The organism is Prevotella sp. TF12-30 (assembly GCF_003436715.1).
Lineage (GTDB): Bacteria > Bacteroidota > Bacteroidia > Bacteroidales > Bacteroidaceae > Prevotella > Prevotella copri_A.
In genome coordinates this window covers 24,270-48,470 of record NZ_QSQJ01000012.1, presented here as the reverse complement: position 1 = coordinate 48,470, position 24,201 = coordinate 24,270, and the positions used below count along the sequence as shown (strand labels likewise).

The 24,201-nt window shown below is 46.8% G+C and carries 23 protein-coding genes; 5 read left to right on the top strand and 18 right to left on the bottom strand.

Translation table 11 applies throughout. The features are described 5' to 3' along the window. Nucleotides 1–59: 59 nt before the first annotated feature. The 3 genes from DXD25_RS06565 to DXD25_RS06555 all read right to left on the bottom strand — a co-directional run bounded on the left by DXD25_RS06565 (nt 60) and on the right by DXD25_RS06555 (nt 2,197). On the bottom strand, nt 60–329 hold the full coding sequence (locus DXD25_RS06565) for a hypothetical protein (RefSeq protein WP_117662379.1): 270 nt from the start codon (nt 327–329) through the stop codon (nt 60–62). An 87-nt stretch (nt 330–416) separates the two neighbouring features. After that, on the bottom strand, nt 417–1,055 hold the full coding sequence (locus DXD25_RS06560; protein WP_147327870.1) for a hypothetical protein: 639 nt from the start codon (nt 1,053–1,055) through the stop codon (nt 417–419). 377 nt (nt 1,056–1,432) lie between these two features. Further along, entirely contained in the window at nt 1,433–2,197 is a 765-nt protein-coding gene (locus DXD25_RS06555) for a YaaA family protein (protein ID WP_117662375.1), read from the bottom strand. Between the two features lie 300 nt (nt 2,198–2,497). Here DXD25_RS06555 and DXD25_RS06550 point away from each other — a divergent pair, with 300 nt between their 5' ends. After that, complete coding sequence (locus DXD25_RS06550) at nt 2,498–2,977, top strand: DUF4186 domain-containing protein (RefSeq protein ID WP_117662373.1); 480 nt, start codon at nt 2,498–2,500, stop codon at nt 2,975–2,977. Between the two features lie 143 nt (nt 2,978–3,120). Here DXD25_RS06550 and DXD25_RS06545 read toward each other — a convergent pair whose 3' ends face one another. The 4 genes from DXD25_RS06545 to DXD25_RS06525 form a co-directional block, all read right to left on the bottom strand. Further along, on the bottom strand, nt 3,121–3,459 hold the full coding sequence (locus DXD25_RS06545; RefSeq protein ID WP_117662371.1) for a hypothetical protein: 339 nt from the start codon (nt 3,457–3,459) through the stop codon (nt 3,121–3,123). A gap of 440 nt (nt 3,460–3,899) precedes the next feature. Further along, the gene (gene thiM / locus DXD25_RS06535; protein ID WP_199540950.1) at nt 3,900–4,655 is read right to left on the bottom strand and encodes a hydroxyethylthiazole kinase; all 756 of its coding nucleotides are present in this window, start codon (nt 4,653–4,655) and stop codon (nt 3,900–3,902) included. Between the two features lie 685 nt (nt 4,656–5,340). Continuing rightward, nucleotides 5,341–5,661, bottom strand: a complete 321-nt coding sequence (locus tag DXD25_RS06530) for a hypothetical protein (RefSeq protein ID WP_117662365.1) — start codon at nt 5,659–5,661, stop codon at nt 5,341–5,343. Further along, nucleotides 5,637–5,813, bottom strand: coding sequence for an AMMECR1 domain-containing protein (locus tag DXD25_RS06525; protein WP_117662421.1), 177 nt, complete (start codon nt 5,811–5,813; stop codon nt 5,637–5,639). Before DXD25_RS06525 ends, DXD25_RS06530 begins: the two co-directional genes overlap by 25 nt. 465 nt (nt 5,814–6,278) lie before the next feature. Here DXD25_RS06525 and DXD25_RS06520 point away from each other — a divergent pair, with 465 nt between their 5' ends. The 4 genes from DXD25_RS06520 (at nt 6,279) to DXD25_RS17440 (ending at nt 11,890) form a co-directional block, all read left to right on the top strand. Further along, nucleotides 6,279–8,573 carry a glycoside hydrolase family 2 TIM barrel-domain containing protein gene (locus DXD25_RS06520; protein ID WP_117662364.1) on the top strand — a complete coding sequence of 765 codons (2,295 nt, stop codon included), beginning with the start codon at nt 6,279–6,281 and terminating at the stop codon, nt 8,571–8,573. Nucleotides 8,574–8,633: 60 nt separating this feature from the next. Then, entirely contained in the window at nt 8,634–10,085 is a 1,452-nt protein-coding gene (locus DXD25_RS06515; protein ID WP_233522217.1) for a beta-glycosidase, read from the top strand. Nucleotides 10,086–10,160: 75 nt separating this feature from the next. Next, nucleotides 10,161–10,838, top strand: a complete 678-nt coding sequence (locus DXD25_RS17445; protein WP_255415687.1) for a cellulase N-terminal Ig-like domain-containing protein — start codon at nt 10,161–10,163, stop codon at nt 10,836–10,838. After that, nucleotides 10,838–11,890 carry a glycoside hydrolase family 9 protein gene (locus DXD25_RS17440; protein WP_255415686.1) on the top strand — a complete coding sequence of 351 codons (1,053 nt, stop codon included), beginning with the start codon at nt 10,838–10,840 and terminating at the stop codon, nt 11,888–11,890. The genes DXD25_RS17445 and DXD25_RS17440 overlap by 1 nt, the downstream gene beginning before the upstream one ends. A gap of 61 nt (nt 11,891–11,951) precedes the next feature. Here the strand turns inward: DXD25_RS17440 and DXD25_RS06505 are convergent, their stop codons facing one another. The 11 genes from DXD25_RS06505 to purB form a co-directional block, all read right to left on the bottom strand. Further along, the gene (locus tag DXD25_RS06505) at nt 11,952–13,961 is read right to left on the bottom strand and encodes a family 20 glycosylhydrolase (protein WP_117662359.1); all 2,010 of its coding nucleotides are present in this window, start codon (nt 13,959–13,961) and stop codon (nt 11,952–11,954) included. Between the two features lie 80 nt (nt 13,962–14,041). Further along, nucleotides 14,042–14,590, bottom strand: coding sequence for a 2-oxoacid:acceptor oxidoreductase family protein (locus DXD25_RS06500; RefSeq protein ID WP_089544970.1), 549 nt, complete (start codon nt 14,588–14,590; stop codon nt 14,042–14,044). Between the two features lie 5 nt (nt 14,591–14,595). Continuing rightward, nucleotides 14,596–15,360, bottom strand: a complete 765-nt coding sequence (locus DXD25_RS06495; protein WP_117662357.1) for a thiamine pyrophosphate-dependent enzyme — start codon at nt 15,358–15,360, stop codon at nt 14,596–14,598. Then, a complete protein-coding gene (locus DXD25_RS06490; RefSeq protein WP_117662355.1) occupies nt 15,357–16,439 on the bottom strand; it encodes a 3-methyl-2-oxobutanoate dehydrogenase subunit VorB in 1,083 nt (360 codons plus the stop codon). The genes DXD25_RS06495 and DXD25_RS06490 overlap by 4 nt, the downstream gene beginning before the upstream one ends. Before the next feature lie 3 nt (nt 16,440–16,442). Beyond that, entirely contained in the window at nt 16,443–16,673 is a 231-nt protein-coding gene (locus DXD25_RS06485; RefSeq protein ID WP_089544973.1) for a 4Fe-4S binding protein, read from the bottom strand. A gap of 77 nt (nt 16,674–16,750) precedes the next feature. Further along, the gene (locus DXD25_RS06480; RefSeq protein ID WP_089544974.1) at nt 16,751–16,930 is read right to left on the bottom strand and encodes a tetratricopeptide repeat protein; all 180 of its coding nucleotides are present in this window, start codon (nt 16,928–16,930) and stop codon (nt 16,751–16,753) included. 197 nt (nt 16,931–17,127) lie between these two features. Next, nucleotides 17,128–18,414: an MATE family efflux transporter gene (locus DXD25_RS06475; RefSeq protein ID WP_117662353.1), complete on the bottom strand. Its 1,287-nt coding sequence runs from the start codon at nt 18,412–18,414 to the stop codon at nt 17,128–17,130. Between the two features lie 26 nt (nt 18,415–18,440). Next, nucleotides 18,441–19,526, bottom strand: a complete 1,086-nt coding sequence (gene trpS, locus DXD25_RS06470; RefSeq protein ID WP_117662351.1) for a tryptophan--tRNA ligase — start codon at nt 19,524–19,526, stop codon at nt 18,441–18,443. Nucleotides 19,527–19,719: 193 nt separating this feature from the next. After that, nucleotides 19,720–21,147, bottom strand: coding sequence for an asparagine--tRNA ligase (gene asnS / locus DXD25_RS06465; protein WP_117662349.1), 1,428 nt, complete (start codon nt 21,145–21,147; stop codon nt 19,720–19,722). Between the two features lie 66 nt (nt 21,148–21,213). Then, nucleotides 21,214–22,713: a pseudouridine synthase gene (locus DXD25_RS06460; RefSeq protein ID WP_117662347.1), complete on the bottom strand. Its 1,500-nt coding sequence runs from the start codon at nt 22,711–22,713 to the stop codon at nt 21,214–21,216. Nucleotides 22,714–22,830: 117 nt separating this feature from the next. Continuing rightward, nucleotides 22,831–24,177, bottom strand: a complete 1,347-nt coding sequence (gene purB, locus DXD25_RS06455; protein WP_117662344.1) for an adenylosuccinate lyase — start codon at nt 24,175–24,177, stop codon at nt 22,831–22,833. Nucleotides 24,178–24,201 lie beyond the last annotated feature (24 nt).

Here is a 24,201-nt window from a genome sequence, read left to right as displayed (position 1 = left end):
CCCAACTTCTTTATTGTAAACCAGAGGAATCTTATAAATTTCTTCCCCCAAATAAATTCCTAGCGAAGTCTTCTCAACAAATCACGAGCATCCATCGGCTTAGTCCCATTCTTCTTATGAGCTTCCATTTCATCAAGAGCACGGTTGAGGCTTTCTGCCACATAGGCTTCCTGCTCTGCCTGGCTCATATATCTTTCCTGGTAACTGTTTCCAGACTTGGAGATAGAACTTGCTAATATTTCAGCATAGTCTTTGAGCTTGGCGACAAATTCGTCAAGCGTATATTGACCTGTAGAAGGTACTTGAAACTGAATATTAATCGTTTCCATCTTATTCCTTTCTTTTAAATTAACGCCACAAAATTAGCGAAAAGAATTGGAAACACCAAAGAAAACGATGAGAAATCATGCTTTATCTTATTTTTTTCTCCTCACCCAGACCTTGTGACTGTGCTGACCCATAGAGCGGATGGGAACAGTCTCGTCATGGGATATCTCCTTCAACTCCAATGAGGCGGCGGTGCGGCTCAAGTTATTGATGTAGGCATAGTCGGTAAGACCGATGAAGCCATTCTCATCGATGACATCCAGGGCTCGGGCGATACGCTCCTCTCGGGTATATTTCTTTTTCAATATCAGTTTTACGCCACCCATATCCCGCTCCAGATCGCGGTCGGCTGCCTGCTTCACAGACTTGATGAAATCGGGAGATGCCTTGAAATTCACATCTCTTACACCCACCTTGCGATAGGTCATCTTGTCGTCATCGCCCTGCATCTCCGTAGGTTTGTCATCCTCGAAACCCAAGGATAGAGAGAAGGTACCGAGGCCCTCCAGATTCACATTATAGCCCATGGAGAGCATCTCAACCAGTATTTCTTCCACATCCATCAGCACAGCCTCCGTGGTGCTTGCCGAAATGCCACGATGATAACCCTGCATCCTTTCGATGAATTCCTTGCGAGATAGAGTCCGGTTGACTACCATCTTGGGATAAACCTTACGCTTGCCGGTATGATGAACATCCGACATCTCCTGTAACATGTACTTTGCCATATCGATTCCTTTCCTTATTAAGTTCTACATCATCATTTATAAAGAGAGACCATAGTCCTGGAAGAGATAGTTTGCATCCTTAAATGCACTCATCTATACTCTTAAGGATAATAGTCTTTATCATTAGAAGAAATCTCCGTTCAGCGATGTTGAATCTATGTTCAGCAGTGTTGAACTTAAGTTCAGCAGTGTTGAATACAAGTTCAGCAGTGCTGAATATAACTTTCTCCACGGCAAAGATACAATTTTACCTAGAGATAAACAAGAATTGTTCAGGATTTAAACTAAATTAAACAAGGGAGCGGACTAAAGCATTGCCTAGTCCGCTCCCTTGTCTTCTAAGATATCATCTTTGATGTAGGAAAAGTAAAAAAGTACTATTTTGTTATATTACGAACGAAATGCGGAAAAGCCGCTTCTCCTAATTCTGGTGCGTATTCAAAACCTTCGTAACTGAAGGCTGCCAATTCTTCTGGAGTAGCAAGTTGGTTGCTTAGAATGTATCTCACCATAGCTCCACGGCAGGATTTAGCCCACACAGCCTGCATTTTCAGCCTACCATCCTTCTGGCGAACATAAAAGAGGGGCTGGATGACTTTCACTTCCCTGCAAATTCTCTTCCAATCAAACAGATGTTCATATTCTGCCGTAGAGAGATGGATAAGTATGCCATCGTCAGCTTTCACACTGTGGATAAGAACATCGGTCAGTTTATCTTTCCAAAATTGATTGATCGGCTTGTCGTTTGTAGCTTCAAGCGTCACGCAATGCTCCATACGATAAGGCACGATGCCATCCATCGGCCGAAGCAATCCATAGAGAAAGCAGGTAATCCAGAGATGTTTCTGGGCATACTGCAGGGATTCTTCTCCCAAAGTGTTGGCGCGCAGATGCTTATACGCCTGTCCATTGTAGGAAAGTATGGCAGGCATCTTCTCTGCAGCCATAAAATTATGATATCGCTTCCAGTTTTCCGAAGCTATCTTGTGGCTACAATCAAGTTGCCTAGCCAATTCCTCTACGTCAAGCTTAGCCATTTCTGCAGCCAACATTTCAGCCACAGATTGGAAAAGTGGCTTTGAAACAGCTGCCCTATCTGCCTTATCAAACATGATTTTGGCATTTGCCAATAATATCTGCATAATACGTTTATTTTAAAGGGTAACTCTTAATGATAGTTTTGCTGGCAAAGTTAATGAAAATATGGCAAAACTCAAAGAAAAGTTCAATAAAAGTATAATATATTATAAATAAGAATGCCATATTGTATTTTATCTTGCGAAATCTGAGAATATTTATTATTTTTGCAAAAAAGTACTGGAAGCAAAGAGAATTCTGCAGGAACTGGAGACTGAAAAGTCACAAATGCATTCCATTATTTGTAAATTCGATAAGAATGTATCTATCTACAAGGATGAAACAGATATAGGAGATAAATAGATATGAAAAATGATTCAAGGGCAAACCATGCCAGATATGTAGAACTCAATTTGTTTCCTGAGGAGAAAGAGGATCATCTGAAAGATTCCGTCTCTTCAGAAAACAAGGAAAACCATACATCTCCAGACAAAGAGTATGACTTGACAGGTCTGTTTGAAAGACTTTCCAAATCAGCATTCCGCAGCCGTTTTCACCTTTCGAAGAGGGATAAGGAATATATTGCAGAAAAGGGCTTGGAAACCATCCGTAAGCATGCTGAGGATTTCGTTGCCAAACGCCTTGCTCCTGCCGTGATTCCCAATGACGGCAAGCAGACACCGATGAGAGGGCATCCTGTATTTATAGCCCAGCATGCTACAGGCTGCTGCTGTCGTGAATGTTTCTTCAAATGGCATCATATACCTGCCGGAAGACAGCTGACAGGAGAAGAACAGCAATATGCAGTAGCGGTATTGATGGCATGGATTGAAAAACAGGTTTAGAAAAGAATTCACTCCACCCACCACTAGAGGTACTATGTTCCTGCAGTCGGGACAAGACATGGCTTCAATGTGCTGCCCCATGAAACCACGTCCCTCCCTATTATTCCTGTATAACGCTTACAAAATGAACTGTATTTTCTCTATTATTCAGCAATAGCCTGCTGTTCTGTAGCTACTGGAGTCTCTTCGGTGGTATTCTCTGTTGTTGTCTCTGTAGCATTCTCTGTTGGAGTCTCTGTTGGAGTCTCTGTTGGAGTTGCTTCTGTAGTTGCCTCTGTGGCATTCTCCTGCTGGGTAGAATCCTCAACACCAGCCTGTGGTTGGATAGGAGTACCAACAGCCAATGTATCTGAAGGAGCATCTGGAGCTACTGTATCAACAGGAGCAACCTGAGCGTTACTTACCATTTTGCTTGATGCAAAAACGTTGCTTACTGAAACCATAACCAAAGCTGCGATAGCTGCAAACATAAACTTCTTCATAATCTTATCTTTTTAAAATTGTTACTAATTGATGTTACTTACTTGTTTGTGGATTCATTATCGAACCCGCTAATCATAGTCACAATCTGCGTGCCAAAAAGATGATAGAAATTAGTTTGTATTGATAATCAGAAGCTTATGTCCTTTGTGCCAAAAATGAATAGTGTGGAAAATGAGGAAAGAATGTGGAAACATTCCCCAAAAAGTTGGGGAATGCCTAAATGTGTCTTGCTTCAATGCGTGTCAGATAGCAATAGTGTTTCCTCCGAATTAAATACTCCATATCATTCTGGTGAGCATAGGCTTCTTTCTCAAATCTGATGTTGTAATATGCTTTCATCCAATTTCTATATTTCAGGACTAAGCAAGTAATGATAATGCCAAATAGATTGATGGCATAAAACCGTCTCATGAATGATCTCTTCTTGATTTTGATAATTTTACTCATGATATGCCAGATTACAAAGTTCATCGAGGAAGTTCACCATCATGCTACCATTGCCTCTAGAAATGGCAGCAGCTCTTTCTCCTGCAATGCCCATGGCTTTCATGGCATGAACAGATGCATCAAACGGATTAGGGTTTACTGAAAGGAAAGCTCCTATGATACCAGTGGCAGCACACCCCATGGCTGTAACCTTGCCCATCAGAGGATGCCCCTCATGAACATAAGCTACTTTTTTACCATCCGTGATGATGTCTGTAGCACCGGTAATAACGATGATGCATGCCAGTTTCCTGGCAAGAATTTGAGCCTGTTCCTCAACCTCAGAAGTTTCAAGATGGCTGTCTACTCCCTGCATTCCTATCTGATGCGAGTATAATGATCGTATTTCACTGGCATTACCCTTGATGACGGCTGGCTGGCATTGAAGGATGATCTTTGATGCAGTATCCATTCGAAATCTAGTGGCACCTACTCCAACCACATCAAATACAATTGGAATTCTGCTTTTAGAAGCAGCTTTACCTGCGAGTAGCATTGAGTGTGCTGTCTCGCTTTCCAAAATGCCCAGATTAAGTGCTAAGGCATTGCTCTTGCTACAGATTTCCTCCACCTCTTCCTGGGCGCGTGCCATGATTGGGGATGCCCCAATTGCCAGTAGGCTATTTGCCACAAAGTTCATGGCAACATAATTGGTTATGTTATGTATGAGAGGATGTTGCTCTTCTATCAAACGTAAATCTCTATCCATTTTCATATTTATTTAATATACACTGTAACCATTATCCCTGCACCATTGCTTGGCATGCTCAAAGCCTTGGGCTGTAGATCAATAATTTGGTTGCAAAGATACAACTTTTTAGTAGAAAACTATCATAAATGAATATAAAAAGGAAAGGCAGCTGCAGACATCTTTCAAATGCCTACAACTGCCTTTCTTTATCTATTATATGGAACTACTGTTTAAATTCTCTCAAATTGAAAGAAGAACCGCTTGTTAAGCGAAGTCCTTCATGTTAGATCTTGCACCATACTCAGCGCATCCGGCAACGATCATTGCTAAAATCATACCTACAACTAACATAATCTTATCCTTTCTCTATTTATCTGTTATCCTAATCTTTATCCATTTCAAATCAACTTCATTGAAGCATGCTTAGATGCCTCTCAAAGGTTGATTACTTGCCGAGGCTAATCTTCTTGTTGACATTTACAACCTCTGCAAAAAGAGCAGCTACAACTGCCAGTGTCATTCCTAATACCATCATAATTGTTACCCTTTCTTTCTTTAATTATTCGTTATTCAATCTTTTCGAGTGCAAAGGTAATGCCTTTTTGTGTGCGTACACATTTTTTTTAAGAGAAAACTTCAAAAAAGGGCGATTTCTTGATTTTCATCAAATTATGTCCTGCGGAAATGGTCAATTTGGCAGGAATTATGTTTTGTGAACCAGACTTTCTGTCACGATCATCTGCATCAGTTCGACATTTGTCTTGTTGTTAACCGCTGTACTTTCTAATTCGTAAAGTACACATCCGTAGCCATGGAGCCTGCAGTATTCCATCAAAGCATACCATTTCTTCTGTACAGCCTGAGTGGAAGACAGATGGTAGGGCATGAGCATCACCATTACGATACATCCATCCTCCAGGATAATCATATAATCAGGAGTGAACGTCAATGTGAATTTCTCATCATATATAATCTCCTCAGGATATTCAATCACCTGCTCTATCCAGGCACATTTCTCTGCCATCTGCAGGAATCGCAATGGCCCAGAAATTCCTCCTTCGACCGCGCTACTTCATCAATAACTTGTGGAAGGAAGGTACCCGCATGATATCCCTTGCGCATGAAAATACCCTGTTTGCCCAATTGAAACTCATCAATGCTATGGATACGCTTCATCGGAGTGAGCACGGAGATTTCAATATCGATATCATCCAATTCACACAGGCACTCGTTGCCAAATTGCCGATATTGAGTTCCAGATTACGCAGAGTGGCATTTACAAACATCCTAGAAGCTTTGGCTGCATAAAAGGATAAACTCCCTCACAGCCCTGCGAATAATTTTCTTTCTGCTTGTCTCCATAGCGCAAAAACACTTAAATTACATACCCGACCATCACAAAATCAAGGAAAAGTAACACTAATGGCAAAAATCTTCGGAGAAGAGAAACTATTTCCACCAAAAATTACTACCTTTGCAATCAATAAACAACAAAACAAATCTTAGCAAAAGACCACCGATGGCATCAGTAGCCTTAAACTACATCATCTGGATTCAGTCTATTGTTTCATTTTCAAACGAAGCGGGCAGTTACTATCATGCAGCCACTCTTCATTTACTAAATTAAAATTCAAAAAAGATATGAAACGTTTGATCATAACACTGGGGGTAGTTACCTGCATAACTACTCCTATATGGGGACAAAGCAAGGTGCAGAACTTTGATTTTGGCTGGAAATTCATAGAGCAGGATGTGAAGGAAGCACAACTTCCCTCTTGTAATGACGGCAAGTGGACAAGAGTAAACCTTCCCCATGACTGGGATATCTATCATAGCCCCAAGGCTGATGCACCTACTGAGAATGGAGGTGGATACTACCCAGGCGGTATCGGCTGGTATAGAAAGCAGGTGAGGGATACAGACCTGAAAACTGGCAAAGGCGAGAGCCTCTGGCTCCACTTCGAAGGAATCTACCAGAACAGCCAGGTTTTCGTGAATGGCATCCAAGTTGGCACTCACTTCTATGGCTACACACCTTTCAAGGTCAAGATCTCTCCTTGTATCAAAAAAGGTATCAATACCATCGCTGTTCGTGTGGATAATTCCAAGCAACCCAACTGCCGATGGTATAGTGGATCGGGAATCTATAGACATGTATGGCTGGAAAAATACCATGAGAATAAAATGGATGACCCTCAGCAGCTATTCATCCAAACAGAAAAGATCTATGGTATGTCTAAAGATGGCACACATGCCGACTCTGCAGCAATCCGCATTACCTATCAGGATAAGCTCAATGAGAGACGAGTGCTAAAGAATGTGGAACTATGGTCTCCTGCACATCCCAAGCTCTATGATATTCAAGTGGGAGAACTGAACGCCAAGCATGGCATCCGTACCTTCAGATATGATGCCAAAAGAGGGTTCCTGCTAAATGGCCAGCCTACCCTTATCAATGGAGCTTGTGTCCACCATGACAATGGAGTGATTGGCGCCATGGCATTCGACGCTGCAGAAATCCGCAAGGTAAGATTGATGAAAGAAGCAGGATTCAATCTGATCCGTACTTCTCACAACCCACAGACACGAGCCATGCTCGATGCTTGCGACAGCCTGGGTATGATGGTCATAGATGAAGCCTACGACGGCTGGTATACAGAGAAGACCAAGTATGACTATCATCTTGCCATAGACTCCTGCTACCAGGAAGATCTCAAAGCCATGGTACTCCGCGACCGTAACCATCCATGCATCATTTCCTACAGCATCGGCAACGAGGTAATAGAACGCAAGGAAATCAAGGTGATTCAAACCGCCCAGAAATTCAAGAAGGTCATCACATCTCTCGATAACACCCGTCCAGTAACGGAGGCTCTCTGCTCCTGGGATCATGATTGGGAGATTTTCGCCCCTCATGCAGCAGTTCTGGATATAGTGGGCTACAATTATATGATGCACAAAGCAGAAAGTGACCACGAGCGATGCCCTGAAAGAGTGATGTGGCAGACCGAAAGTTATCCTAGAGATGCCTTTGCCAACTGGAAGCATACCATGGAGCGCCCTTACATCATCGGAGATATGGTCTGGACAGGATTAGATTATCTGGGAGAATCAGCCATCGGACAGTTCCATTATGAAGGCGAATCCAGAAAAGAGCATTATCAGGAAGATCACTTCCCTTATCATGGAGCCTATTGCGGTGATGTTGACCTCACTGGATGGAGAAAGCCTATCTCCCACTATCGCAGCATGCTCTGGAATCTAAAAGATGGTTCACCAGATATCTATCTTGCTGTAAAGGAGCCTGACTTCTACCACAAAGGACATATCTCAGAAACCCAATGGTCGGTATGGCCTACCTGGGAATCCTGGAACTGGCAGGGATGGGAAGGCAGGAATATCGATGTGGAAATCTACTCCAAGTCTCCAAGAGTCCGCCTGTATCTGAACGATCAGCTTGTTGCAGAGAAGCAAGTTGACATAGATACCGAGTATAAGGCAGTCATCACACTGCCCTATCAACCAGGCGTTCTGAAAGCCGTATCTCTCGATGCCAATAGACAGGAAGTGAAGGAAAGCATCCTCCAGACAAGCGGAGAACCTGCTTCCATCAAGCTCACGGCTGATAGAAAGCATATTCTAGCTAGCGGCGAGGACCTTGCATATATCACCCTGGAGGTAATAGACAAGAACGGCAACATAGTACCTGATGCCAACATACCATTAAACGTGGATGTCAAGGGAAAGGCAACGCTTCTTGCTGCTGCATCGGCAAATCTCAAGGATCTTGAGCCAAAGACTTCTTCCAAGGTAACAACCTATAAGGGTAGAGCCATCGTAGTAATTAGAAGTGGGAACAAACCAGGTAAGGCAACCGTCACCGTCTCTTCTTCAAAATTTGACAAGACAATCAGTGAAACAATTTTAGTACTTTAATTAATAGCAACCATGCAAAAGATTATCTTAACATCTGTCATGTTGATGACATGCGCATGTATGAGCGCCCAGAAAGTAACATCGTATTCAACAACCCAGGAGCAGTCTTGGAAAAAATCCCAGACTGCCCTGGCAGGCAAAGCCACAGGAAAGGTTGTTGCCGAGGTAAATGAACAGAGCAAGGGAACCCGATTCGTAGCTTTCGGTACAACATTCAATGAATTGGACTGGGATGCCTTCAATATGCTTACAAGAAAAGAGCAGGATGAGGTGATGTACAACCTGTATTCTCCAGATGGAGACCTGAAGTTTACCCACGGCAGAGTTTCCATGAATGCCAACGACTATGCCCGTGCCTGGTATTGTTGCGATGATGTGGATGGCGATTTCGCACTTAAATATTTTAATATTGAGCACGATAAGCGCAACATTATTCCTCTGGCTCGTGCGGCCCAGAAGTATCAGCCTAACCTGCAACTCTTCATGTCGCCATGGAGCCCACCAGTATGGATGAAGATCAACCACGATTATCCGGTTTCCCCAAGCCAATATAACAAAATGGATCCCCGTCAGAGCTATCTGCTCTATATGGACGATGGCAGGCAGGTGGATGCTGATGAGATGAAACTCCTTGGCGACCGTAATGGAGTGTTCCCACGCCGCCTTGCCACTCAGGACTTTTTCATTCAGGACCCTCGTTATCTGCAGTGCTACGCAGATATGTTCTGCAAATTCATCGAGCTGTATAAGGAGGAAGGCTTGCCTATCACCAAGGTAATGTACCAGAACGAAGCCTACTCCTATACTCCATACCCGGGATGTGCGTGGACTGCAGAAGGAACCCTGAAATTTAACAATGAATATCTCGCTCCTACCCTTGCCAAGAAGCATCCAGAGGTGGATTTATGGATAGGAACCTTCAACACCAACCGACTCGACTATGTGGAGAAGATTCTGGACGACAAGACTCTCCAGGCTAACATAAAGGGAATCGGAACCCAATGGGAATGCAGAAACAATCTTCCGGAAATGCGCAAGCGCTATCCTAACCATCGCTTTATGGTGAGCGAGAGTGAATGTGGAAACGGTTCCATGGACTGGAAGGCAGGAGAGCATACCTTCTTCCTCTTGTCGGATAATCTGGGAAACGGCTGTGATGAGTATTATAACTGGAACTTCATCCTGAAGGACAACGGCATCTCGCCATGGGGCTGGACCCAGAATGCCTTAATCCAGGTAAATGGTAAAACCCGCAAAATGCGATATACGGCAGAGTATTATGCATATAAGCACTTCAGTCATTTCGTACAGGAAGGCACCCAGATGCTGGCGTATGCAGGCAGTGAATACAGCAAGACACCTGTCGTGGTGTTCAAGGATAAAAAGGGTCAGTATATAGTGACAGTGGGCAACTTTACAGATTCAGATGCAGCTCTGACTATTAAGGCTGGCAAGAAGTTCCTGAACGTAAAGGCTACACCTCATTCTTTCAACACCTATATCTGGAAATGATAATTTCCAACAAAAATAACTATCTTTGCAGACAATAAGCATAAAACAACTATAACACTTTAAAAACAAGGAAAAATGAAAAAAGTAATCTTAACCACTATGGCGCTGCTGACAGCATTATCGATGCCAGCTTCTTCAGTGAAGAATCCCATCAAGGTTAACCAGGTTGGCTATTTGACCCATGAAAGCAAGATAGCAACCATAGAGCCGGAGGCAAAGACCAAAAGCTTCCTCATCAGAGACCAAGAGGGTAAAACCGTCTGGCGCACAAAACATGCAACCACCAAGAAATCCCCATTCTCCAGCAAGATCCGCCAGGAGATAGACTTCTCCTCTATCACCAAGCCTGGCAGGTATACCCTGGTAGCAGGAAGACATCAACAAAGCTTCATCATTTCCAGCGATCCCTATACGGAAGCCTTGAAAGCATCCATCAAAGGCTATTACTATCAGCGTTCTGGGGAGAGCTTGGAAAGAAAGTATGCTGGCGAGTACGCACGCCCGGCAGCTCACCTGGACACTCATGTCATGGTGCATCCTTCGGCAGCAAGCCCTAAAAGACCGGCGGGAACCATCATCTCTTCTCCCAAGGGATGGTACGATGCTGGCGACTATAACAAGTATATCGTCAATTCAGGATTTACCCTCGGACTGATTCTGCAGTCCTACCAGCTCATCAGGATAGATTCAATTCTCTCAATCTTCAAATTCCGGAATCCGACAATAAGATACCAGATATCCTGGATGAGATGATGTATAACCTGAAGTGGATGCTCACCATGCAGGATCCAACCGATGGAGGAGTGTATCATAAACTCACCACCCCTAACTTTGAGGGATTCGTGATGCCAGAAGACTGCAAGCAGCAACGTTATGTGGTACAGAAAACCACCACCGCTGCTCTCGACTTTGCTGCCACCATGGCACTGGCCGCCAGAATCTACCAAAAATTCCCTGAGTTCCAAAGCTTCTGCCAACAAGCCAGGGAAGCAGCTGAAAGAGCATACGCATGGGCTGTGAAACACCCCACGGTGTATTATGACCAGGATGGAAACAACAAGAAATTCTCTCCAACCATCCAAACGGGTGGTTATGGTGACAACCACACAGAAGACGAGTTCTTCTGGGCAGCTAAAGAACTATACTTCACGACTTCAGAAACATCCTACCTGGAACAGGCAAAACAGTTTGTTCCAGATGAATTCAGCATTCCATCCTGGGGTAACGTGGAAGGTCTGGGCATCTTCCAATGGGTAAACCAGGAACTCCTTGGCACACCTGATGCCGGCAAGCTCCCTATGAAAGAGATCAAAGAATCCCTTAAGAAAAAATGTGATGAGGATATCCAAGAACTGGCTACCTCTTCATTCCACAGTATCTTCGGCAACAGTGCCCAAGACTTCCACTGGGGAAGCAACTCTGAAAGCTGCCTGGGAAGAGGCATTGCCCAAATGTACGAGTATGCCCTGACAAAGGACAGCAAGTATAGGCAAGCCGCCCTTTCTACCTTAGATTATTTCTTTGGACGTAACGCCACAGGCTATTGCTACCTGACAGGCTTCGGCACCCAGAGGGTCATGAATATCCACCACCGTATCTCTGCAGCCGACAATATCAAGGAGCCAGTACCTGGTCTTGTGGCTGGAGGAGCCAACAAGGGACAGGAAGATGCCGAATTCGTACCAGCCTATGCTTCCAACATACCAGATGAATCCTACCAGGATAACGTCGGCAGCTATGCCTCAAACGAAATTGCCATCAACTGGAACGCCTATCTGGTGTCACTGCTTGGATGGATAAACTAAGAGCAGATTGCATTATGTAATCTACATAATGCAATCTGCATAATTCATATACGAAATCGTATTATTTCACGATAATCTCATCAACAAACAGCCAGCCGCCGAAGCTGCTTGGCTTCGCCTGAACACGGATATAGCGGGCTGTCTTGCTGCCCTTCCAGGTAAGCGTCTTGAAATTCAGAATCGGCTCCTTGCTCGACTCATACTTCTTGTCGAATACCTGGGTGAAGTTCTTGCCATCCTCACTAACTGATACCGTATATTGAGATGGATAGAAAATCTCAGGACCGCTGCTCTGCATGAAATCGGTGCCCACGCTGCTGATCTTGGTAGATTTACCGAGGTCAATGGTTACATCGAAGCAATCCTTGCCGATAAAGCCCTGCCAGCGACCGTCGCCATGAGCCCAACCGCCCATATTGCCATCCACCAGCGTCTTTTCGCCAGCCGCAGGATAATAGCGGTTGTAAGCATGGTTATAGGTAACCTTGGCACCCACAGCCTTGTGCTGCACCGGCTTCATCTTCTCCTTGCGCTCACCAATCTCCTTCTTCAGCTCGAATGGGTTCACGCCTTCAGCCTTCAGATGTTCCACCTGCGCCAGTGCACGGGTCTTGAACTCAGGATAGTTCTTGGTCTTGGTTCCGTTCCATCCTATCTCAGCCAGAGCCAAGGCACGAGGATAAAGCATATACTCGGCATACTCAGGAGTAGGAATATGCTCGGTCCAGAGGTTCGCCTGAACACCCGTAATCATATTGCGCTCTGCCTCAGGAAGATCGCTTCCCGGCACGTAGCTATACACCTTCTCGGTAGGAATGAAACCGCCATTTGCCACAGGCTGGGTGCCCGGCGCATCCTGATACATATCGAAGTAGCAGTAAGCTCCCGGCGACATCACCACATCGTAGCCATGCTTGATAGCCTCGTGTGCCAGTTCGGTGCCACGCCAAACCATCACGGTGGTATTCTTGGAAAGATTTCCAGCAATCACCTCGTCCCAACCCACGAGCTGTCTGCCATGCTCGTTCAGGAACTTGCCCATGTGGGAAATGAGATGAGCCTGCAATCCATCCACGTTGTCGATGCCCAGCTCCTTCATCTTCTTCTGGCAGAGTGTACAACTTCCCCATGACTTCTTGGCTGCCTCATCGCCACCCACATGGATGTAATGAGAAGGGAAGATATCCATCACCTCCTTCAAGACATTCTCCAGGAAATCGTAGGTTCCGATGTTGCCCGGACAGAAATCTGCCTGCTTGTAAGGCTCATGGGTACAGGATAACTCAGGATAGGCAGTAAGCACCTCCTCAGAATGACCCGGCATCTCGATTTCCGGAACGATGGTGATGCCACGCTCGGCAGCATATTTCACCAGGTCGCGGAGTTCATCCTGGGTATAGTAACCACCCTCGGCACCCTCGCTGCCCTGCTCCAGATACTTGTTGCCATTGGCATTCCAGTCTTTCCACAATTTACCCGAACGCCAGGCGGCAAAGTTGTTGAGTCGAGGATAACGCTTGATTTCAATGCGCCATCCGGCAGCATCGGTCAGATGGATATGGAGACGGTTGAACTTATACTCCGACATCACATCAATCTGCTTCTTGAGGAAGGAGATAGGGAAGAAATGACGGGAAACATCGAGCATCAAGCCACGCCACTTGTAGGCAGGTGCATCTACGATGTCGCAGCATGCGATGCCCTTCTTGGTGGTAAGCTGTTCCATGGTCTGCCAGGCACGGAGGAAACCCTCGCTGCTGGCGGCACTGATTTCAATGGCATCAGGTGCCACATGAAGCTTGTATGCTTCTGGCGAAGAGGCGTTGGCAAGCTTGGTGAACTTCACCACCCGCTTGGCAGCATCATTCACCTTGGCATTCCATGCCTTGGTATAGATGTTCTCGGCGTCAGCGCCTACCTGGTTTTCTACTTTCACACCTCCTGCTGTGCTGAACACGCCCTTGCCCATCGTAACCTGCTGCGGTTTTGGCAACAGATTCTGAGCCTGAATCGGAGATACAAGCAATAATGCCCCGAAAAGGGATAATAGATAGTTGGATTTTTTAGTCATACGGCTTATCTATAAATGATTAATATCAGTCCGCTAAGCTATCGACCTATTGTCTCTAACTTAGCGTACTATTTTAAAACTTATCGTTCTACTTTCTCGATGATTTTCATACCCTCTTCCACAGCCTTCATATTCAGTGGAATCAGGTTATGATGGCGCTCTGGCAACGACTTGAAGAGTGCCTTGTTCAAACCATCGGTGCTCACCACTGGGCAAACCTTCAGCAGTCCGCCCAAAACAATCATGTTAAACACCTTAGAGTTTTTCATCTCGGCAGCCTTGTCCATCGCATCGATGCGATAAACGGTAATGTCCTTGCGCTGAGGTGGATTCATGATGCCATAACCATCATAAATCAGGATGCCGCCTGGCTTGATCTTCGGTTCAAACTTATCAAGCGATGGCTGATTGAGCACGATGGCAACATCGTAATGGCTCAGGATTGGCGAAGAGATGCGGCTGTCGCTCACGATGACCGTTACATTGGCTGTACCGCCACGCTGCTCCGGACCATAAGCTGGCATCCAGGTCACCTCCTTGTCCTCCATCAGTCCTGAGTAAGCCAGGATCTTTCCCATCGAAAGGACGCCCTGACCACCAAAACCGGATATAATGATTTCTGTCTTCATTGTTCTTACAAATTTGTTGTATCCTTCAGGTCTCCCTTAGAATACTGCTTAAACATGTTCTCTTCCATCCACTTGTTTGCCTCAACAGGTGAGAGCTTCCAGCCGCTGTTGCAGGTAGAAACAATTTCTACCAGGCTGGAACCCTTGCCCTGCATGCTTGCCTCGAATGCCTTGCGGATAGCCTTCTTTGCCTTGCGGATGCTTGCCACGGTCTCCACACTCTGGCGGGTTACATAGCAGGTACCCTGCAGATGGCTGGCAAGTTCGGTGATGTTCAGTGGATAACCATGAAGATCAGCCTCTCGTCCGTAAGGACAGGTAGCGGTCTTCTGACCCAACAGGGTGGTTGGAGCCATCTGTCCACCCGTCATACCATAGATGGCATTGTTGATGAAGATAATGGCAATATGCTCGCCACGGTTCAGGGCGTGGATGGTCTCGCAGGTACCGATGCACGCCAGGTCGCCATCCCCCTGATAGGTGAAGACGAGGCGGTCTGGCCACAGACGCTTGATACCCGTAGCCACAGCAGGAGCACGGCCATGGGCAGCCTCCTGCCAGTCGATATCCAAATAGCGGTAAGCGAAGACGGCACAGCCCACCGGACAAACGCCCACAGTCTTATCCTCCATGCCCATCTCCTCGATAACCTCGGCAACGAGCTTATGAACTACGCCATGCGAACAGCCCGGGCAGTAGTGCATCGGGGTATCGTTCATCAGCGTAGGCTTCTTATATACCAGATTCTCTGGTGAAATTATATCATTCATTTTATTAACTTCTTTAATGCTTCAACGATTTCCTCCGGCTCCGGCACAATGCCGCCCAGGCGACCGAAGTGCTCTACTGGAGCCTGTCCATTCACAGCCAGGCGCACATCCTGAACCATCTGACCGGCATTGATCTCAACAACCAGAATGCCCTTCTTGGTCTTTGCCAGCTCATGGAGTTCCTTCTCAGGGAAAGGCCAGAGGGTGATAGGACGGAAGAGACCCACCTTGATGCCCTGCTCTCGGGCATTCTCGATGCTCTTCTCGGCGATACGTGCCGCACTACCGAAGGCTACGATTACATAGTCGGCATCCTCCATCTGCTCCATCTCATATCTTACTTCGTTGTCACGAATCTTCTGATACTTCGCCTGGAGGGAGAGATTGCGCTCCTCCATTACCTCTGGCTTGAGTTCGAGAGAGGTCATAATGTTGACTGGACGACTCTTCGGACGTCCGATGGTAGCCCAAGGACACTCCCTGGCAATCTCCTCCTCGGTACGACGAGGCTTTACCGGTGGCAGCACCACCTTCTCCATCATCTGTCCGATCACACCATCGCTCAGAATCATCGCCGGGTTACGGTACTTGAAGGCGAGGGTGAAGGCAAGATCCACAAAATCTGCCATCTCCTGAACAGAAGCAGGAGCCAGCACGATGACGTTGTAGTCGCCGTTACCACCGCCGCGGGTAGCCTGGAAATAATCACTCTGAGATGGCTGGATGGTACCCAGTCCCGGACCGCCACGCTGCACGTTGACGATGACACCCGGAATCTCAGCACCAGCCATATAGGAGATACCCTCCTGCATCAAAGCCACACCCGGACTGGATGAGGTAGTGATGACACGCTTACCGGCACCGGCGCCACCATAAACCATATTGATAGCCGCCACCTCACTCTCTGCCTGGAGAACCACCATACCCGATGTCTCCCAAGGCTTGAGCAGAGCCAGCGTCTCTATAATCTCACTCTGAGGTGTGATAGGATAGCCGAAGAAGCCATCCGCACCACATCTGATACAGGCATGGGCTATCGCCTCATTGCCTTTCATTAATGTTACTTCTTGATTTGCCATTGTTTAGTCCTCCTTCTTACGATAAACAGTGATGCAGCCGTCAGGGCAGACGATGGCGCACGAGGTACAACCTACACACGCATCGGCATTGACAGCCTCAACATAGCGATAGCCATGCACATTGACCTTCTTCAGAGCTAATGCGATGACATCTTGAGGACAAGCTTCTACACAGAGTGCGCATCCTTTGCAACGCTCCGTATCGACCACAATGGCCCCTTTAATTTTGCTCATATTCTATATATTTTCTTTTTCTTATATTATCATTCTTCACTGGAGTAACCAAAACTACTGCTGTCCACAACAGATTGCTATGGATTGTAGTAGTCTTTGCAATAAAAGCTCATGATATCATCCAGCATCTCCTTGGCTGCCACGGCAGGACTCTCCGGATCGAGAGCTATCGCCTCCATATAGCTGTCGAGGGCACGCTTGAAGTCGCCTTGCTTTCGCCAGGCATTTCCTTCCTGATAATACTCTTCTGCTGTCATTTTACTCTATATATTTTAAAGTTTTATTCTGCGAAAGTACGAAAATTATGCTAAGAAAAAGAATAAAAGCGTAAGTTTTAAACTAAATTAATGTAGTTTTTCCATAAAATGCGCACACTATATTTCAAGTGTGCAGTTTTTCGAGAAGAATGTGCGTTATTTCTATTATTATATTCTATTAAAACACAATTCGCCATTTACCGCAGTTTTCTACGGTAAATGACGAATAATACGATACCCCTCAAAACGAGGTAGAGAATAAAGGCAAGCCACAGGGCGTGATTGCCCAACAAAGGATGAAGGGCGAAATACATTCCGAAGAATGAAGCAGAAGCTACAGCGGTGGAACAAAGCATAGACTTCGACTGGGTGATGCCCACAAAGATGCCATCGAAGACAAATGCCGACATACCTGCCAGCGGAATAAGCACCGCCCATTCCAGATACGCTCCCGCTGCCGCCACCACCTGCCTGTCGCTGGTCAGCAAAGAGAGAAAGTTTTCTCCACCCACTATATATAATAAGGTGAAAAGAATCGCCACCACGATACCGAAGCCCATCGTACGCTTCACCACTTCCCGGAACGCCTCCCTATTCCCGGCTCCATAATACTTGCCGCTCAAAGCCTCTGCCGCATACGCAAAACCATCCATGAAATAAGAGAAGATGGTGAAGAGCGTCATCAGCAGGGTATTCACTGCCAGCACCAGCGTACTCTCTCTGGAACCGGCTGCCGTAAAGAAGAGGTTTACAGCCACCAGACATACGGTACGGAGAAAGATGTCTCTGTTCAAGGAGAAAAACCGCTTCAGCGGTTCTGAGGCAAAGAGATGCTGGCGATAATCATACTTGCCCAGCCGGCGATAGTAGAACCGATAGAGCACGCATGCCATCAGGAATCCCCACCATTGGGCGATGACCGTTCCGAGTGCAACACCTTCTACCGTCATCCTGCAGACGAAGACGAGCACCAGAGAGGCTACGATGTTCACCACATTCTGAGAGAGCGATACCACCATCGGAATGCGCGTGTTCTGCATACCGATATACCAGCCCGTGAATCCATAGAGTCCGAGCACGGCGGGAGCTCCCCAGATGCAGACATAGCAGTATCTGCGAGCCAGTTCTACGACATCCGCCTCTGGCGACATCGCCCACAATCCGCATCCGATAATCCATCTCTGAAGGATAAAGAACAGCAGTCCTATCCCCACGCCAATGCCCAGGGAGCGAATCAGGAGTCTCACCACCTCGGCAAAATCCCTCCTGCCCAAAGCCTGCGAAGTCATTCCGCTGGTTCCCATCCTCAGAAAGCCGAACAGCCAGTAGATGACATTGAAGAGCATCGAGCCCACGGCGATGGCTCCGATATACGCTGCATCGCCGATATGCCCGACGATGGCGACATCTACCAAACCCAAAAGCGGTACCGTGATATTGGATATTATCGACGGTACCGCTAATTGCAATATTCGTTTATTCACTTATTCCAGTGTTTAAGTGACAAGTATTAAATTCTATACTTCGCAGCCTGCTCCTCAATATAGGCAGCATCGCTGAAGTAGTCGATGCGCATCGCCTTGCGAACCTCGTCCATGGTCTGGGCAGCAAACTCGCGGGCATCCTCGCTACCCTTCTTCAGGATATTGAATACCTCAGGAATATCCTGCTCAAACTCTTGACGGCGGGCACGGATTGGGTCGAGCATCTTGTTGATGACGCTGTTCAGGAACTTCTTGCAGGTGCCATCACCGATACCACCCTTCACATACTGCTCCTTCAACTCGTCCAAAGTCTTGAACTCTGGCCAGAACTCTGCGAAGTCCTCAGGAGTAGAGAATGCCTCCAGATAAGTGAACACGGCATTGCCCTCCAGATGTCCTGGCTCTTCCATGCTCATGCGTGGCTCACCGTTAGACATCTTCTTCACCTTCTTCCAGACAGTCTTCTCGTCATCGCTCATATAGATGCAGTTGCCGAGACTCTTGCTCATCTTCTCCTTGCCATCGGTTCCAGGAAGACGACGGCAGCAGGCAATCTCTGGAAGCAGGATCTCTGGCTCTACCAATACAGGCGCATAAGTCTGGTTGAAGCGGCGAACCAACTCACGGGTTACCTCCAACATTGGCTCCTGGTCCTCACCGGCAGGCACGGTTGTAGCCTTGAAAGCGGTGATATCGGCAGCCTGACTCACAGGATAGCAGAAGAAACCGAGAGGAATGTTTGCCTCGAAGTTACGCATCTTGATCTCAGTCTTCACGGTTGGGTTACGCTGAACACGAGATACAGAGATGAGGTTCATCAGGTAGGTAGTCAACTCAGCCAACTCCGGAATCATACTCTGGATATAGAGTGTACACTTCTGTGGATCGAGACCCGCAGAAAGATAATCGAGTGCTACCTCTGTAATGTTCTGGCGAATCTTCTCAGGATTGTCAGCGTTATCTGTCAAAGCCTGAACGTCTGCCATGAATACGAACATTCTGTCAAAGTCACCAGCATTCTGAAGCTGTACTCGGCGCTGCAAGGAACCGATGTAGTGACCCAGGTGAAGTTTACCTGTTGGACGGTCGCCCGTCAATATAATCTTTCCCATTTTCTTACGATTTTATATTTTTAGGTGCAAAGGTACAATAAAATAATGAGAATGAGGAAGAAAAGATGTAAAAATAAGCAAAACCCAGAGCTTAGTCGGTAAAATAAGCGCCTGGCTGACAAAATAAAAGCGAGACCTCCGAAAAAGAAGCCTCGCTTATCCTATATTCTGTTTTCGTTGATATCAACGAAGATTAGAACTCTGCATTCTTTGGTGTACGTGGGAATGGAATCACGTCACGGATGTTCTGCATACCGGTTACGAAGAGGATCAGACGCTCGAAACCGAGACCGAAACCTGCGTGTGGGCATGAACCGTACTTACGGGTATCAAGATACCAGTTCATATCCTTCATAGGGATGTTGCGAGCCTCAATCTCACCCATCAGCTTATCATAGCTCTCCTCACGGACAGAACCACCGATAATCTCACCAATCTGTGGGAACAGTACGTCGGTACCCTGAACGGTCTGACCGCTCTTGCCGCCGAAGCCGCTCTCCTCCTCGTCTATCTTCATATAGAATGCCTTGATAGCCTTTGGATAGTTGGTCATGATGACTGGGCGCTTGAAGTGCTCCTCTACGAGGAAGCGCTCGTGCTCTGAAGCCAGGTCATCACCCCACTCACATGGGAACTCAAACTTCTTGCCGTTGGCGATAGCCTCCTGCAGGATGCGGATACCCTCTGTATATGGAAGATGAACGAAGTCTGAATTCAAAACGCCCTCCAAACGAGCAATCAAGCCCTTGTCGATCATCTTGTTCAAGAAAGCAAGGTCGTCCTTGCAGTGCTCCAGTGCCCAACGGATACAATACTTGATGAAGTCTTCCTCCAACTCCATCAAACCGTCCATATCCAGGAAAGCAACCTCTGGCTCAACCATCCAGAACTCAGCCAGGTGGCGAGGAGTGTTACTGTTCTCTGCACGGAAGGTAGGACCGAAGGTATAGATAGCACCGAGTGCTGTAGCACCCAGCTCACCCTCCAACTGACCAGAAACAGTCAATGAAGTCTGCTTACCGAAGAAATCATCAGAATAATCGATCTTGCCATCCTCTGTCTTCTTCAGGTTGTAGAGGTTCTTGGTTGTAACCTGGAACATCTGACCTGCACCCTCACAGTCGCTGGCTGTGATGAGAGGAGTGTTGAAGTAGAAATATCCATGCTCGTGGAAGTAGGTGTGGATAGCCATCGCCATATTGTGGCGGATACGCATCACAGCACCAAAGGTATTGGTACGGAGACGGAGGTGAGCATACTGACGCATGTACTCGAAGCTCTGTCCCTTCTTCTGCATTGGATAGTCGTTGCCGCAAAGACCGTAGATTTCGATGCTTTCGCACTGAATCTCAACGCTCTGACCGGCACCCTGGCTCTCTACCAAGGTACCTACTACGCTGATGCAGGCACCAGTGGTAATCTGGCGGAGCTGATTCTCATCGACCTTTGATGGGTCGACTACTATCTGAATATTATTAATAGTAGAACCATCGTTAAGAGCGATAAAATCGACTGCTTTGCTACTACGATGGGTACGAACCCATCCCTTAACATTCACGATTGAGTCGTAGGCTGTGCTCTTGAGCAAGTCAACGACTTTAGTTCTTTTTACTTTTTCCATTGTTAATTAATAGGTTAAAAAGGAGACTAAACAGATAGTCTCCTTTCTTATTATATCTTATTATCCTTATTCAAAAGCACCCATGCGGAGCATATCTACTTCCTTCTCAGTAAGGAAGCGCCAGTCACCGCGACGGAGATTCTTCTTGGTCAAACCTGCAAACTGTACACGGTCGAGCTTGGTTACACGATAGCCGAGGCTCTCGAAGATACGGCGAACGATACGGTTCTTACCGCTGTGAATCTCGATACCTACCTGTGACTTGTCACGCTCGTCAGCATAAGCTACTGCATCTGCCTTGATCTCGCCATCTTCCAAAGTGATACCCTCGCTGATCTGCTGCATATCGTGAGCAGTGAGGTTCTTGTCAAGGTGTACGTGATATACCTTCTTCTTCAAGAACTTAGGGTGAGTCAGCTTAGAAGCCAGGTCACCATCGTTGGTCAACAGGAGTACACCTGTTGTGTTACGGTCGAGACGACCTACAGGATAGATACGCTCAGGGCATACATCCTTTACGAGGTCCATCACAGTCTTGCGCTGCTGAGGATCGTCGCTGGTTGTCACGTAATCCTTTGGCTTGTTGAGCAATACATATACCTTCTTCTCCAAAGATACTACAGCATCATGGAACTTCACCTCGTCGGTGCGAAGAATCTTGGTACCCAACTCGGTAACTACCTGACCATTGACAGTTACCAGACCAGCCTGGATGAACTCATCAGCCTCACGGCGAGAGCAGACACCAGCATTGGCAAGGAACTTATTCAAGCGCAATGGCTCTGTTGGGTCGATATTCTCCTCCTTGTATTCGATACGCTTCTTCATGCTATACTTAGCATTTGGATCGTATCCTGGAGTGTGCTGACGGAAGCCACCACCACGGTTGTTGCCATAGCCACCACCCTGTGGACGACCATAGCCGCCACCACGGTTGCTATTGTAACCACCCTGCTGAGGACGGCCATAACCACCACCACGGTTGCTGTTGTAGCCACCATGCTGAGGACGGCTGTTGTAACCGCCATGCTGAGGACGGCTGCCATAGCCACCCTGCTGTGGACGACCATTGTAACCACCCTGCTGACGTGGCTGATAGCCACCAGTTGATGGATGCTGATCGTCACCTTCTGCGTTATTATTGAAACGAGGACGGCTGTTGTAGCCACCCTGCTGTGGACGGCTGCCATAGCCACCCTGCTGAGGACGACCATAACCGCCACCACGGTTGCTGTTATAGCCACCACGGCTGTTGTAGCCACCCTGCTGTGGACGGCTACCATAGCTGCCACGGCTGCTACCATAGCTGCGCTGTGGACGCTCGCTGCTAGAGCTGGTAGAACTGCTCTGCAAGCCAGCACCGAAGCCTTCCGGACGGAAGCCACCCTCGCTACTGCTGCTACTTCTATCGCTGTTGAATGATGGGCGATGACTGTTAATACGTGGACGCTGTGTGCGACCTACACTACGATAACTCTTCTGATAACCGCCTGCGTTGAAGCCCTCTCGGGTGTTCTCGCTCTCAGACGATTGACTCTGTGGTTTGTTTTCGAACTCTGAATCCATAATTTATTCAATATAAAAGCCTCACGGCCGGGTTAATAAATCTATTATTATTAATTATGTTATATATGATATGTCTTGATATATCCTTGGCTGCCCGTTAGGGAAACTGCTTTTTGATTAAATACCGGTGTAATTGCTAGGAGTGATAGCCATCAATTCGGCCTTCACGCTATCGCTTACATTCAATCCCTTGATAAACTCATGAATGGTCTCCTCGGTCATATGGGTATTGGTGCGGGTGAGCGCCTTCAAAGCCTCGTATGGATGTGGATAAGCCTCACGGCGAAGGATGGTCTGGATAGCCTCAGCTACTACAGCCCAGGTATTATTCAAATCTTCCTGCAACTTCTCCTCATGGAGGATGAGCTTACGCAAGCCCTTCAATGTGCTCTGGATGGCGATGACGCTATGACCGAGAGGCACACCGATGTTACGGAGTACGGTACTATCGGTAAGGTCACGCTGCAAGCGGCTAACCGGGAGCTTCTGTGCCAGGAACTGGAGGATGGCATTGGCAATACCGAGGTTACCCTCACTGTTCTCGTAATCGATAGGGTTCACCTTGTGTGGCATAGCACTGGAACCTACCTCTCCAGCCTTGATCTTCTGCTTGAAGTAATCCATAGAGATGTACATCCAGAAGTCACGGTCCAAGTCGATGATGATGGTGTTGATTCTGCGGATGGCATCAAAGATGGAACCCAGATGATCATAGTTGCTGATCTGAGTAGTATATTGCTCACGCTCCAAGCCCAGCTTCTCGCTGACGAATTTGTTACCGAAAGCCTTCCAGTCATACTCTGGATAAGCTACATGATGAGCATTGTAGTTACCGGTAGCACCACCAAACTTAGCAGTAAACTTGCAAGCCTTCAAAGAATCAAGCTGCTCGGTAAGACGATATACATAAACCATGATTTCCTTGCCCAAACGGGTAGGAGAAGCAGGCTGACCATGAGTCTTAGCCAGCATAGGTACATCCTTCCACTCATCAGCATAAGTCTGAAGCTGGGCAATCAGCTCTTCAACCTGAGGGTAGAAGCACTCCTCCAGAGCTTCCTTCACTGAAAGAGGCACACTGGTGTTGTTGATGTCCTGAGATGTCAAGCCGAAGTGGATAAACTCCTTGTAGGCATCCAAGCCACCAATCTTGTCAAACTCTTCCTTGATGAAATACTCAACAGCTTTCACATCGTGGTTGGTAACCTTCTCAATGTCTTTCACACGCTGAGCATCGTTTTCGTTGAAATGACGATAGATGTCACGCAAACGCTCAAACAGCGACTGATCGAAAGAAGCCAGCTGCGGCAATGGTAACTCACATAAAGTAATGAAATACTCTATCTCTACGCGAACACGATAACGAATGAGAGCATACTCTGAAAAATAGTTGGCGAGTTGCTCTGTTTTTCCCCTGTAACGACCATCTATAGGTGATATGGCAGTCAATAAATCTAAATTCATAACAATACGTATTATTAATATAGG